Source organism: Streptomyces sp. RP5T, from assembly GCF_003933965.1.
GTDB lineage: Bacteria > Actinomycetota > Actinomycetes > Streptomycetales > Streptomycetaceae > Streptomyces.
On sequence record NZ_RSAJ01000213.1, the window covers coordinates 1 to 13,525 of the forward strand.

The 13,525-nt window shown below is 68.8% G+C and carries 9 protein-coding genes and 1 tRNA gene; all 10 read left to right on the forward strand.

The features are described 5' to 3' along the window. Nucleotides 1–1,704, forward strand: a 1,704-nt coding sequence (gene dnaA, locus EHS43_RS22215) for a chromosomal replication initiator protein DnaA (protein WP_125192523.1), incomplete at its 5' end; no start/stop codon positions are given. Between the two features lie 880 nt (nt 1,705–2,584). Continuing rightward, entirely contained in the window at nt 2,585–3,715 is a 1,131-nt protein-coding gene (gene dnaN / locus EHS43_RS22225; RefSeq protein ID WP_037707198.1) for a DNA polymerase III subunit beta, read from the forward strand. Between the two features lie 218 nt (nt 3,716–3,933). Then, entirely contained in the window at nt 3,934–4,809 is an 876-nt protein-coding gene (gene gnd, locus EHS43_RS22230) for a phosphogluconate dehydrogenase (NAD(+)-dependent, decarboxylating) (RefSeq protein WP_125192525.1), read from the forward strand. 52 nt (nt 4,810–4,861) lie between these two features. Beyond that, nucleotides 4,862–5,983: a DNA replication/repair protein RecF gene (gene recF / locus EHS43_RS22235; RefSeq protein WP_125192526.1), complete on the forward strand. Its 1,122-nt coding sequence runs from the start codon at nt 4,862–4,864 to the stop codon at nt 5,981–5,983. Further along, on the forward strand, nt 5,980–6,522 hold the full coding sequence (locus tag EHS43_RS22240; protein WP_125192527.1) for a DUF721 domain-containing protein: 543 nt from the start codon (nt 5,980–5,982) through the stop codon (nt 6,520–6,522). Before recF ends, EHS43_RS22240 begins: the two co-directional genes overlap by 4 nt. Nucleotides 6,523–6,918: 396 nt before the next feature. Then, the gene (gene gyrB, locus EHS43_RS22245) at nt 6,919–8,967 is read left to right on the forward strand and encodes a DNA topoisomerase (ATP-hydrolyzing) subunit B (RefSeq protein ID WP_185806359.1); all 2,049 of its coding nucleotides are present in this window, start codon (nt 6,919–6,921) and stop codon (nt 8,965–8,967) included. 42 nt (nt 8,968–9,009) lie between these two features. Next, nucleotides 9,010–11,607 carry a DNA gyrase subunit A gene (gyrA, locus tag EHS43_RS22250; protein ID WP_125192529.1) on the forward strand — a complete coding sequence of 866 codons (2,598 nt, stop codon included), beginning with the start codon at nt 9,010–9,012 and terminating at the stop codon, nt 11,605–11,607. Between the two features lie 18 nt (nt 11,608–11,625). Beyond that, nucleotides 11,626–12,423, forward strand: coding sequence for a DUF3566 domain-containing protein (locus tag EHS43_RS22255; RefSeq protein ID WP_125192530.1), 798 nt, complete (start codon nt 11,626–11,628; stop codon nt 12,421–12,423). 112 nt (nt 12,424–12,535) lie between these two features. Further along, a tRNA-Ile gene (locus EHS43_RS22260) sits at nt 12,536–12,612 on the forward strand. A 113-nt stretch (nt 12,613–12,725) separates the two neighbouring features. Beyond that, nucleotides 12,726–13,514, forward strand: coding sequence for a maleylpyruvate isomerase N-terminal domain-containing protein (locus tag EHS43_RS22265; protein ID WP_125192531.1), 789 nt, complete (start codon nt 12,726–12,728; stop codon nt 13,512–13,514). Nucleotides 13,515–13,525: the final 11 nt, after the last annotated feature.

A 13,525-nucleotide genomic window follows, 5' to 3' on the forward strand; every position in this document is an offset into this window, starting at 1 on the left:
CGCTACGAGGAGCCGGAGCTTCCCTCCGGCCAGTACGACAATCCCTACGAGGGCTACGGCCGCCACCGCGCCGACGACTCCCGTCCGGGCCGCGGCGAGCAGCGCCCGGGGGGTCAGGGCGACCACTCGTCCCGACAGGACCAGCTCCCGACCGCGCGCCCCGCCTACCCCTCGGAGTACCAGCGCCCGGAGCCCGGCGCCTGGCCGCGCCCCGCGCAGGACGAGTACAGCTGGCAGCAGCCGCGACTCGGCTTCCCCGAACGCGACCCGTACGCGTCGCCGTCGCAGGAGTCCTATCAGCAGGAGTCCTATCAGCAGGACTCCTACTCCCAGGAGCCGTACCAGCAGGAGCCGTACGCGAAGGAGCCGTACCAGAAGGACTCGTACGGCCCCCCGTCGCAGGACTACCGCCCGCAGCCGATGGAGCGCCCGTCCTACGACGGCCCGCGCTCCGACTACGACCAGCGGCCCGATTACGACAAGCCGCGTTCCGACTACGACAAGCCCCGCTCGGACTACGACCAGCGCGACGGCCGCCGGGACCTGCCCGATCCCCCGCCCGGCTCCGGACATGTGCACCGCGGCGGCCCGGTCGGCTCCAACCTGCCCACCACCGGCGCCCCCGGCCCGCTGGCCGCTCAGCCCGCGCCGGCCACCGGCCCCGGTGAGCCCACCGCGCGGCTGAACCCGAAGTACCTCTTCGACACGTTCGTCATCGGTGCCTCCAACCGCTTCGCCCACGCGGCCGCTGTCGCGGTCGCCGAGGCGCCGGCCAAGGCCTACAACCCCCTGTTCATCTACGGGGAGTCGGGCCTCGGCAAGACCCACCTGCTGCACGCGATCGGGCACTACGCGCGCAGCCTGTATCCCGGCACACGCGTGCGGTACGTGAGCTCGGAGGAGTTCACCAACGAGTTCATCAACTCCATCCGCGACGGCAAGGGCGACAGCTTCCGCAAGCGGTACCGCGAGATGGACATCCTGCTCGTCGACGACATCCAGTTCCTCGCGGACAAGGAGTCGACGCAGGAGGAGTTCTTCCACACCTTCAACACGCTCCACAACGCCAACAAGCAGATCGTGCTCTCCAGCGACCGGCCGCCCAAGCAGCTGGTCACCCTGGAGGACCGGCTGCGGAACCGTTTCGAGTGGGGCCTGATCACCGACGTCCAGCCGCCCGAGCTGGAGACCCGGATCGCGATCCTGCGCAAGAAGGCGGTGCAGGAGCAGCTCAACGCCCCGCCGGAGGTACTGGAGTTCATCGCCTCCCGGATCTCGCGCAACATCCGCGAGCTGGAGGGCGCGCTGATCCGGGTCACGGCGTTCGCGTCGCTCAACCGGCAGCCGGTGGACCTGGGCCTGACGGAGATCGTGCTGAAGGACCTGATCCCCGGCGGCGAGGACTCGGCGCCGGAGATCACCTCGACGGCCATCATGAGCGCGACGGCGGACTACTTCGGCCTGACCGTCGAGGACCTGTGCGGCACCTCGCGCGGCCGAGCACTCGTCACGGCCCGGCAGATCGCCATGTACCTGTGCCGCGAGCTGACGGACCTCTCGCTGCCGAAGATCGGCGCGCTGTTCGGCGGCCGCGACCACACGACCGTCATGCACGCGGACCGCAAGATCCGCAATCTGATGGCCGAGCGCCGCTCCATCTACAACCAGGTGACCGAGCTGACCAACCGCATCAAGAACGGCTGACACCGGCGGATTCACCGCCGTTTCGACGCGAAGGGCGCCCTGGGGACGAGATCCCGGGGGCGCCCTTCGGCATTCCTCAGGTCACGACGCCGTAGCCCGGTGTTCGATTCCGCGCCGGGTTACGGCCTCCCTCCACAGATCCGGTGACTTTTTCCCGTCCACATCCTGGGGACCGCGAAGTTGTCCAGATCATGGTCCACAGGCTTCCCACCCGAGAACCATCAGGCCAGGTCAGGTGGCTGTGGATGCGTGGACGAAGGATCTCCACAGACTGTGGACAGCGAGGAGATCCACAGGCTGTGCACCGAGTTGTCCACCGGTCGCCCACAGGCCGGGGCCGGTTGTCCCCAGCGATCACCGGCTTCTCCACATGCCTGTCCACTGTTCGGCAACCCGACGCGCCTGATCACCGGGCCGAGTGAAAGGCGTCACACGAAGGTGCCGGGTTGGGCTGTGGGAAAGCTGGGTAAAGCTGGGGACGGCGCTGGGGAGAAGTCGCCCCGGGCTGTGCATGGAGTGTGCAGAACTTTCTGTTCTCCACAGATACGCCTGGTTGTCCACCGGTGTCGCCCACAGGGCCCGTGGACAAAATTCCTGCTCTGAGCTGGGAAAACGAGGTTATCCACGGTATCCACAGCCCCTACTACTACTCCCAACTAGAGAGAGCTGGGAATCCGTTTCGAAGTGGGGCCTGTGCACAACTCGCTGTCCGGTGCCCGGCTGCCCCTCGTCACGACTTGACCCCGAGAGGCACCTACTGTCAGTGGGGTGCGTCAGACTGTTCCCCGGTGTCCTTCCCGTCACAGGGGCCGATGACGCCGACACAGACGACGAAGCCAGGCAGGCCGAGCAGCGCCGGCAACAGCAGGAGGCGGCAACAGTGAAGATCCGGGTGGAACGCGACGTACTCGCGGAGGCAGTGGCCTGGGCGGCTCGCAGCCTCCCGGCCCGTCCGCCGGCGCCTGTCCTCGCCGGCCTTCTGCTGAAGGCCGAGGAAGGCCAGCTGAGCCTGTCCAGCTTCGACTACGAGGTCTCCGCGCGGGTCTCCGTGGAGGCCGAGGTCGAGGAGGAGGGCACGGTCCTGGTCTCCGGCCGCCTGCTCGCCGACATCTGCCGTGCCCTGCCCAACCGCCCGGTGGAGATTTCCACAGACGGTGTACGGGCGACGGTGGTCTGCGGCTCCTCGCGGTTCACCCTCCACACCCTGCCTGTGGAGGAGTACCCGGCACTGCCGCAGATGCCGAGCGCGACCGGCACCGTCCCCGGTGAGGTCTTCGCCTCCGCCGCCTCCCAGGTGGCCATCGCCGCGGGCCGCGACGACACGCTGCCCGTCCTGACCGGTGTACGCATCGAGATCGAGGGCGACACCGTCACCCTGGCCTCCACCGACCGCTACCGCTTCGCGGTCCGCGAGTTCCTGTGGAAGCCGGAGAACCCCGAGGCGTCCGCGGTGGCCCTGGTGCCCGCCAAGACGCTCCTGGACACCGCCAAGGCGCTCACGAGCGGCGACAGCGTGATCCTGGCGCTGTCCGGCTCGGGTGCGGGCGAGGGCCTGATCGGTTTCGAGGGCGCGGGCCGCCGTACGACCACGCGTCTGCTCGAGGGCGACCTGCCGAAGTACCGCACGCTGTTCCCGACCGAGTTCAACTCCGTCGCCGTGATCGAGACCGCCCCCTTCGTGGAGGCCGTCAAGCGTGTGGCCCTGGTCGCCGAGCGCAACACCCCGGTGCGGCTCAGCTTCGAGCAGGGTGTGCTGATCCTGGAGGCCGGTTCCAGCGACGACGCACAGGCTGTGGAAAGGGTCGACGCCCAGCTGGAGGGCGACGACATCTCGATCGCCTTCAACCCGACCTTCCTGCTGGACGGCCTGAGTGCCATCGACTCCCCGGTGGCGCAGCTCTCCTTCACGACGTCCACCAAGCCCGCGCTGCTCAGCGGCAAGCCGGCCCTGGACGCCGAGGCGGACGAGGCCTACAAGTACCTGATCATGCCGGTGCGGCTGAGCGGCTGAGCATGCCGGCTTGCCCGGGCCGGCCGGCTGCTGGGGGTGTGGGGGTCGTCCCCCACAAGATCGCAGTATGCCGGTGCGGCTGAGCGGCTGAGTCAAAGCCCCAGGTGAGGGCATACGTTTGAGCGCGTATGCCCACAGGTGTGCGTGAGCGTCCGGGTTTAGGCTCGTACGTGGGTACGAAGGTGCCCGTCACGCCACAGCAACCTAAGGAACAACTGATGGAGCTCGGTCTCGTCGGCCTCGGCAAGATGGGCGGCAACATGCGCGAGCGGATCCGCCGCGCAGGCCACACCGTGATCGGATACGACCGCAACCCGGACCTCGCCGATGTCCACAGCCTCAAGGAGCTTGTGGACGCGCTGCAGGGTCCGCGGGTCGTGTGGGTGATGGTCCCGGCCGGTGCGCCGACCCAGGCGACCATCGACGAGCTGGCCGAGCTCCTGGAGCCCGGTGACGTGGTGGTGGACGGCGGGAACTCCCGCTGGACGGACGACGAGAAGCACGCCGAGGAGCTGGCGGCCAAGGGCATAGGCTTCGTCGACTGCGGTGTCTCCGGCGGTGTGTGGGGCCTGGAGAACGGCTACGCGCTGATGTACGGCGGCGACGCGGAGAACGTCGCCAAGGTGCAGCCGGTCTTCGACGCCCTCAAGCCCGAGGGCGACGCCGGATCGGTGCACGCGGGCAAGGTCGGCGCGGGCCACTTCGCGAAGATGGTCCACAACGGCATCGAGTACGCGATGATGCAGGCCTATGCCGAGGGCTGGGAGCTCCTGGAGAAGGTCGACTCCGTGACCGACGTCCGGGAGGTCTTCCGCTCCTGGCAGGAGGGCACCGTCATCCGTTCCTGGCTGCTCGACCTCGCGGTCAACGCCCTCGACGAGGACGAGCACCTGGAGAAGCTGCGCGGTTACGCACAGGACTCCGGCGAGGGCCGGTGGACCGTGGAGGCCGCCATCGACCACGCGGTGCCGCTGCCGGCGATCACCGCGTCCCTGTTCGCGCGGTTCTCGTCCCGTCAGGACGACTCGCCGCAGATGAAGATGATCGCGGCGCTGCGCAACCAGTTCGGCGGCCACGCGGTCGAGACGAAGTAATCCACAGGACTGTTCCCACAGTCCACAACCTGGGGGAGGTCGGCGACCGACCATGCACGTCACGCATCTGTCGCTGGCCGACTTCCGCTCGTACGCCCGGGTCGAAGTTCCGCTCGACCCGGGCGTCACCGCGTTCGTGGGCCCCAACGGGCAGGGCAAGACGAACCTGGTCGAGGCGATCGGCTACCTCGCCACCCTCGGCAGCCACCGGGTCTCCTCCGACGCCCCGCTGGTCCGCATGGGCGCCGACCGCGCGATCGTGCGGGCGCAGGTCAGGCAGGGCGAGCGGCAGCAGCTGGTCGAGCTGGAGCTGAACCCCGGCAGGGCGAACCGGGCCCGTATCAACAGGTCCTCGCAGGTCAGGCCCCGTGACGTGCTGGGGATCGTGCGGACCGTGCTGTTCGCGCCGGAGGACCTCGCCCTGGTGAAGGGCGACCCGGGCGAGCGGCGGCGCTTCCTGGACGAGCTGATCACCGCGCGCTCCCCGCGCATGGCCGGCGTCCGCTCCGACTACGAGCGCGTCCTCAAGCAGCGCAACACCCTGCTGAAGTCGGCCGCCCTCGCGCGGCGCCACGGGGGCCGCTCGATGGACCTGTCCACTCTCGACGTGTGGGACCAGCATCTCGCGCGCGTGGGGGCCGAGTTGCTCGCCCAGCGGCTCGACCTGATCGCCGCGCTCCAGCCGCTGGCCGACAAGGCGTACGAGCAGCTGGCGCCCGGCGGCGGCCCGGTCGCGCTGGAGTACAAAGCGTCCGCTCCGGGCGAGGCACACACGCGTGAGGCTCTCCACGAGCAGCTGATGGCGGCGCTCACCGAGGTGCGCAAGCAGGAGATCGAGCGGGGCGTGACCCTGGTGGGGCCGCACCGGGACGACCTGAATCTCAAGCTCGGTCAGTTGCCCGCCAAGGGGTACGCCTCGCACGGCGAGTCCTGGTCGTACGCGCTGGCGCTGCGGCTGGCGTCGTACGACCTGCTCAGGGCCGAGGGCAACGAGCCCGTGCTGATCCTCGACGACGTGTTCGCCGAGCTGGACACCCGTCGCCGCGAGCGGCTGGCCGAGCTGGTCGCGCCCGGGGAGCAGGTGCTGGTGACGGCGGCGGTCGACGACGACGTGCCGCACGTGCTGACGGGGACGCGGTACGCCGTGTCCGAGGGGACGGTGGAGCGCGTATGACCGACGAGCAGGCCCCGGTTCCCAAGCCCCAGCCGGCCGAGCCGTCCGGTGTCGACCTCGCGCGCGTGGCGCTCAGGGCTGCCAAGGAACAGGCACGCGCGCGGGGGGACGCGGCGCAGCAGAAACGGCAGGCGCGGCGCGGGGGCGGACTGCGCTCCGGCGCGCGCGCCGACGGACGCGACCCGATGGCCTTCGGCGCCGCCATCAGCCGCCTGATCACCGAGCGCGGCTGGGAGACGCCGGCCGCGGTGGGCGGGGTGATGGGGCGCTGGCCGCAGATCGTCGGCGAGGACGTGGCCAAGCACTGCGAGCCGGAGAGGTACGACGAGGACGAGCGGGTCCTGGTGGTGCGCTGCGACTCGACGGCGTGGGCGACGAACCTGCGGCTGCTCGCCCCGCAGTTGGTGGCCCGCCTGAACGAGGATCTCGGGCACGGCGCGGTGAACATGATCAAGGTGAACGGCCCTGGTGGGCCCGCCCGTCGCTACGGTCCGCTGCGTGCCCCCGGCAGCACGGGACCCGGTGACACCTACGGGTGACAGACATCACATCAAGGGCGTCGGCGGTGCCTTCGGGGCGCCGCCGACGCCCTTGTCGTAGCACTGCACGCGGTTGCGAATTCCGACCTGACTCCCAAGTAGCCAAGGGTTGACAGCTCGAAGCGCTGAGTGCCTCCGTGAGCCTCTTGGAGCCCCGCTCCGTATATGGGGACCCGGAAGACGCCGGTTCAGGGCGGCACATGCGGACTCAGGTACCGGCAAACCCCCATCACTGTCGGCGCTACCGGTAGACTGGAAGCCGATCCCGCCCCGAACGTGGGGACCGCCCGGGAGAAGCTGAGCAACGCTGATCAAGGCTTACCAACGCAACATGCCGCAGCCGCTCCGGCAACCCGCCGACGAGCCCGGCTCGTGCTGTGCCAGAAAGGGCGCTTCGTGGCCGATTCCGGCAACCCCAACGAGAACATTCCGTCCACCGACGCCGAGGCGACCTCGTCGAGCCACGAGGTGACCGCCTCGTACGACGCCAGCGCCATCACCGTCCTCGAGGGTCTGGACGCGGTCCGCAAGCGACCCGGTATGTACATCGGCTCGACCGGCGAGCGCGGTCTGCACCACCTGGTGCAGGAGGTCGTCGACAACTCGGTCGACGAGGCGCTGGCCGGCCACGCGGACACCATCGACGTGACGATCCTCGCCGACGGCGGCGTGCGCGTCGTCGACAACGGCCGCGGCATCCCGGTGGGCATCGTCCCCTCCGAGGGCAAGCCGGCCGTCGAGGTCGTGCTCACCGTGCTGCACGCGGGCGGCAAGTTCGGCGGCGGCGGCTACGCGGTCTCCGGCGGTCTGCACGGTGTGGGTGTCTCCGTCGTGAACGCCCTGTCCACCAAGGTGGCCGTCGAGATCAAGACCGACGGCTACCGCTGGACGCAGGACTACAAGCTGGGCGTGCCGACGGCCCCGCTGGCCCAGCACGAGGCCACGGACGAGCACGGCACCACGGTCACCTTCTGGGCCGACCCGGACATCTTCGAGACCACCGAGTACTCCTTCGAGACGCTCTCGCGGCGCTTCCAGGAGATGGCGTTCCTCAACAAGGGGCTGCGGATCAACCTCACCGACGAGCGCGAGTCGGCGAAGGCCACCGCCGGCGCGGACGAGGCGGGCGAGGACGAGAAGCACGAGGTCAAGTCCGTCTCGTACCACTACGAGGGCGGCATCGTCGACTTCGTGAAGTACCTCAACTCCCGCAAGGGAGAGGTCGTCCACCCCACCGTGATCGACCTCGAGGCCGAGGACAAGGACAAGAGCCTGTCCCTCGAACTCGCGATGCAGTGGAACGGCGGTTACAGCGAGGGTGTGTACTCCTTCGCCAACATCATCCACACCCACGAGGGCGGCACGCACGAGGAGGGCTTCCGGGCGGCGCTGACCTCGTTGATCAACAAGTACGCGCGCGACAAGAAGCTGCTGCGCGAGAAGGACGACAACCTCACGGGTGACGACATCCGCGAGGGTCTGACCGCGATCATCTCGGTGAAGCTGAGCGAGCCGCAGTTCGAGGGCCAGACCAAGACCAAGCTGGGCAACACCGAGGTGAAGACCTTCGTCCAGAAGGTCGTCTACGAGCACCTCACCGACTGGCTGGACCGCAATCCCGTCGAGGCCGCGGACATCATCCGCAAGTCCATCCAGGCGGCCACCGCGCGCGTGGCGGCCCGCAAGGCCCGTGACCTGACCCGTCGCAAGGGCCTGCTGGAGACGGCGTCCCTGCCGGGCAAGCTCTCCGACTGCCAGTCGAACGACCCCACCAAGTGCGAGATCTTCATCGTCGAGGGTGACTCCGCCGGCGGCTCGGCCAAGTCCGGCCGCAACCCGGAGTACCAGGCGATCCTCCCGATCCGCGGCAAGATCCTGAACGTCGAGAAGGCGCGGATCGACAAGATCCTGCAGAACCAGGAGATCCAGGCGCTGATCTCGGCCTTCGGCACCGGGGTCCACGAGGACTTCGACATCGAGAAGCTGCGCTATCACAAGATCATCCTGATGGCGGACGCCGACGTCGACGGCCAGCACATCTCCACCCTGCTGCTGACCTTCCTGTTCCGCTTCATGCGGCCGCTGGTCGAGGCCGGGCACGTGTACCTCTCCCGTCCCCCGCTGTACAAGATCAAGTGGGGCCGGGACGACGTCGAGTACGCCTACTCCGACCGCGAGCGCGACGCGCTGATCGAGATGGGCCGCCAGCGCGGCAAGCGCATCCGCGAGGACTCCATCCAGCGCTTCAAGGGTCTCGGCGAGATGAACGCCGAGGAGCTGCGCGTGACCACCATGGACCAGGAGCACCGCGTCCTCGGCCAGGTCACGCTCGACGACGCCGCCCAGGCCGACGACCTGTTCTCCGTCCTGATGGGCGAGGACGTCGAGGCCCGTCGCCAGTTCATCCAGCGCAACGCCAAGGACGTCCGCTTCCTCGACATCTGAGTCGGTCTCAGCTGACCGCACCAGGAAGGATCCTCACCCGCAATGACCGACGAGAACACGCCCGTCACCTCTGAAGAGGGCGGCGTCATCGCTCAGCGTGTCGAGCCCGTCGGGCTCGAGACGGAGATGCAGCGTTCGTACCTGGACTACGCGATGTCCGTCATCGTGTCCCGCGCGCTGCCGGACGTCCGGGACGGTCTCAAGCCCGTCCACCGCCGCGTCCTGTACGCCATGTACGACGGCGGTTACCGCCCCGAGCGCGGCTTCTACAAGTGCGCGCGCGTGGTCGGCGACGTCATGGGCAACTACCACCCGCACGGCGACTCCTCGATCTACGACGCCCTGGTGCGCCTCGCCCAGCCGTGGTCGATGCGGATGCCGCTGGTGGACTCCAACGGCAACTTCGGCTCCCCGGGCAACGACCCGGCGGCGGCCATGCGGTACACCGAGTGCAAGATGGCGCCGCTGTCCATGGAGATGGTCCGTGACATCGACGAGGAGACCGTCGACTTCACGGACAACTACGACGGCCGCTCCCAGGAGCCGACCGTCCTGCCGGCCCGCTTCCCGAACCTGCTGATCAACGGCTCGGCCGGTATCGCGGTCGGCATGGCGACCAACATCCCGCCGCACAACCTGCGCGAGGTCGCGGCCGGCGCCCAGTGGTACCTGGAGAACCCGGAGGCCTCGCACGAGGAGCTCCTGGACGCCCTCATGGAGCGCATCAAGGGCCCCGACTTCCCGACCGGCGCCCTCGTGGTCGGGCGCAAGGGCATCGAGGAGGCGTACCGCACGGGCCGCGGCTCGATCACCATGCGGGCGGTCGTCGAGGTCGAGGAGATCCAGAACCGCCAGTGCCTGGTGGTGACGGAACTGCCGTACCAGACGAACCCCGACAACCTCGCGCAGAAGATCGCCGACCTGGTGAAGGACGGCAAGGTCGGCGGCATCGCGGACGTCCGGGACGAGACGTCGTCGCGCACGGGCCAGCGGCTCGTGATCGTCCTCAAGCGCGACGCGGTCGCCAAGGTCGTCCTGAACAACCTCTACAAGCACACGGACCTCCAGTCGAACTTCGGCGCCAACATGCTGGCGCTCGTCGACGGCGTCCCGCGCACGCTGTCCCTGGACGCGTTCATCCGGCACTGGGTGGCGCACCAGATCGAGGTCATCGTCCGGCGTACGAAGTTCCGGCTGCGCAAGGCCGAGGAGCGGGCGCACATCCTGCGCGGCCTGCTGAAGGCCCTGGACGCCATCGACGAGGTCATCGCGCTGATCCGGCGCAGCGACACCGTCGAGATCGCGCGCGGGGGCCTGATGGAGCTCCTGGAGATCGACGAGATCCAGGCCAACGCCATCCTCGAGATGCAGTTGCGCCGACTCGCCGCCCTGGAGCGCCAGAAGATCATCCAGGAGCACGACGAACTCCAGGCGAAGATCACCGAGTACAACGAGATCCTGGCCTCGCCGGTCCGCCAGCGCGGCATCGTGAGCGCCGAACTCGCCGCGATCGTCGAGAAGTACGGCGACGACCGCAAGACCATGCTGGTGCCCTACGACGGTGACATGTCCATCGAGGACCTCATCGCCGAGGAGGACATCGTCGTCACGGTCACGCGCGGCGGTTACGTCAAGCGCACCAAGACCGTCGACTACCGCGCCCAGAAGCGCGGCGGCAAGGGCGTACGCGGCACGAAGCTCAAGGAAGACGACATCGTCGACCACTTCTTCGTCTCCACCACGCACCACTGGCTGCTGTTCTTCACCAACAAGGGCCGGGTCTACCGGGCCAAGGCGTACGAACTGCCGGACGCCGGGCGGGACGCGCGCGGCCAGCACGTCGCCAACCTGCTCGCCTTCCAGCCGGACGAGGCGATCGCCGAGATCCTCGCGATCCGTGACTACGACGCGGCGCCGTACCTGGTGCTCGCCACGAAGGCGGGTCTGGTCAAGAAGACGTCACTGAAGGATTACGACTCTCCGCGTTCCGGTGGCGTCATCGCCATCAACCTGCGGGAGCGCGAGGACGGTTCGGACGACGAACTGATCGGCGCCGAACTGGTCTCGGCCGACAGTGATCTGCTTCTGATCAGCAAGAAAGCCCAATCGATCAGGTTCACCGCCTCGGACGACACCCTGCGTCCCATGGGCCGTGCGACCTCGGGCGTCAAGGGCATGAGCTTCCGCGAGGGGGACGAGCTGCTCTCGATGAATGTTGTTCGACCCGGTACGTTCGTGTTCACTGCTACGGACGGCGGGTACGCGAAGCGGACCGCCGTCGACGAGTACCGCGTCCAGGGTCGCGGCGGCCTCGGCATCAAGGCTGCCAAGATCGTGGAGGACCGCGGTTCTCTCGTCGGCGCGCTGGTGGTCGAGGAGACCGACGAGATCCTCGCCATCACGCTGTCCGGCGGTGTGATTCGTACGCGAGTCAACGGGGTCAGGGAGACGGGCCGTGACACCATGGGCGTCCAACTGATCAACCTGGGCAAGCGCGATGCCGTCGTCGGCATCGCACGTAACGCCGAGGCGGGACGTGAGGCGGAGGAGGTCGACGGCGATGTGGCCGACGACGAGACCGTCGAAGGTGCCGCCGAGACCATCGGCACGGACGAGGGTGAGGCACCCTCGGCCGAGTAGCACGAGGAGTGAGTCATCGTGAGCGGAGCCACGGGCGCCGGATCGACCGGAACCTCTAGGGGGTCCTCCCCCGGCACGGAGGGGGACGGCGGCGGCCGTGGCTCTGCCGCGCGTGCGACAGACGCGACACAAACGCACACGACGGATACGCACACGACTCAACTCAAGGCGATCAAGCCGCCCGCTACGCATGGATCCCAGGGGGGACCTGTGACGGACACCCAGCCGCCGGCCCAGCCGACGGCGCCCGCCGCACCGCCGAGGGCGGCGGCCCAGCCGCAGCCCCAGTCCGCGGTTCAGCCCCAGCCCGCGCCCTCTCCGCTGCCGGGGGAACGGCAGCCGCAGCAGCAGGCCGGCCCCTACCACCCGCCGCAGGCCTACCCGACCCAGGCCGCGCCGACGGGTGCCGTACGCCGCCCGCGCACCGGGGCGCGCACCATGCCCCGGACCCGCAAGGCACGGCTGCGGGTGGCCAAGGCCGACCCGTGGTCGGTCATGAAGGTCAGCTTCCTGCTCTCCATCGCGCTCGGCATCTGCACGATCGTGGCGGCCGCCGTGCTGTGGATGGTCATGGACGCGATGGGCGTCTTCTCGACCGTCGGCGGGACGATCTCCGAGGCGACCGGCTCGAACGAGTCGAACGGCTTCGACCTCCAGGCCTTCCTCTCCCTGCCGAACGTCCTGATGTTCACGTCGATCATCGCGGTCATCGACGTCGTCCTCGCGACGGCGCTGGCGACCCTCGGCGCCTTCATCTACAACCTCTCGGCGGGCTTCGTCGGCGGCGTCGAGCTGACGCTGGCCGAGGACGAGTAACGCCGTCTCAAACCCGCGTGGGCGGTCCTCCGAGAACCGATTTTGGGACTGCCCACGTCGTGCGCTAATCTTCAGGAGTCAGCGCGCGGGACACACTCCCGCAGAGCGCGGCGGGGCTATAGCTCAGTTGGTTAGAGCGCATCCCTGATAAGGATGAGGCCACAGGTTCAAATCCTGTTAGCCCCACCAGCCAAGAAACCCCCGGACCATCGGTCCGGGGGTTTCTTGACACTCCGCGGGGTCGCCGCCGCGGCTGTGAAAACTGCTGTCCGACTGTCGGAACGCGGTGATAGAGAGTCCCTGTGACGACGACTCTTGCGTTCCCCGCTCTGCTGCGACTGATCGACGAACGGTCGACCGCCTTTCGCGCCGCGGTGGCCTCCGCGCCCAGCCTCGACGTGCAGGTGCCGACCTGCCCGGAGTGGACGCTGTTCGATCTGGTGCAGCACATCGGCGAGGGGCGTCGCTCCTGGGCCGCCACCATAGCCGCGGGGCCCGACGCTCAGGCCAAGTCCGTCGCGGAGGACGCCCCGACCGCTCCTCGGGAGCGCGAGGCCATGTCGGCCTGGCTGGCCGCGTCGACGCAGGAGCTGCTGGACGCGCTGCGGGAGGCCGGCCCGGATCGCGGTTGCTGGACGTGGTGGGGTGCGTCGCAGTCGCCGCAGACCTGTGGCGCCGTCGCCCGGCACCAGCTCCAGCAGATGGCGGTGCACACCTACGACGCCCAGGTCACCGTGGGCGCCCCGCAACCGCTGCCGACGGAGGTGGCGCTCGACGGTGTCGAGGAGTTCCTGTTCACCTGCGTCGCGACGACGAGTGCCTGGCCGTACAAGCCCACTGCCTTCGACTTCCATGCCACCGAGGGCCACTCCTGGCGCCTGACGGTCGACGGCGAGGGCGCCCGCTCGGCTCGTATCCCCACGCCCACCGATGCTGACGGCGAAAGCCCGGACGGGGCCGGCGTCTCCGTACACGGCACGGCCAGTGAGCTGGTCCTCTTCGTGTACGACCGTATTGCGGCGGACTCCGTGCGGATCGACGGAGACGCGGGTCTGTTCGACCTGCTCCGCGAGTGGGAGCCGGAGGAGTAGGAGGGGTGGGA

What these genes read in the sequence shown, in the direction of transcription:
- gyrA (WP_125192529.1), top strand. Translation starts at nt 9,010, where the DNA reads ATGACCGACGAGAACACGCCCGTCACCTCTGAAGAGGGCGGCGTCATC.
- gnd (WP_125192525.1), top strand. Translation starts at nt 3,934, where the DNA reads ATGGAGCTCGGTCTCGTCGGCCTCGGCAAGATGGGCGGCAACATGCGC.
- recF (WP_125192526.1), top strand. Translation starts at nt 4,862, where the DNA reads ATGCACGTCACGCATCTGTCGCTGGCCGACTTCCGCTCGTACGCCCGG.
- EHS43_RS22240 (WP_125192527.1), top strand. Translation starts at nt 5,980, where the DNA reads ATGACCGACGAGCAGGCCCCGGTTCCCAAGCCCCAGCCGGCCGAGCCG.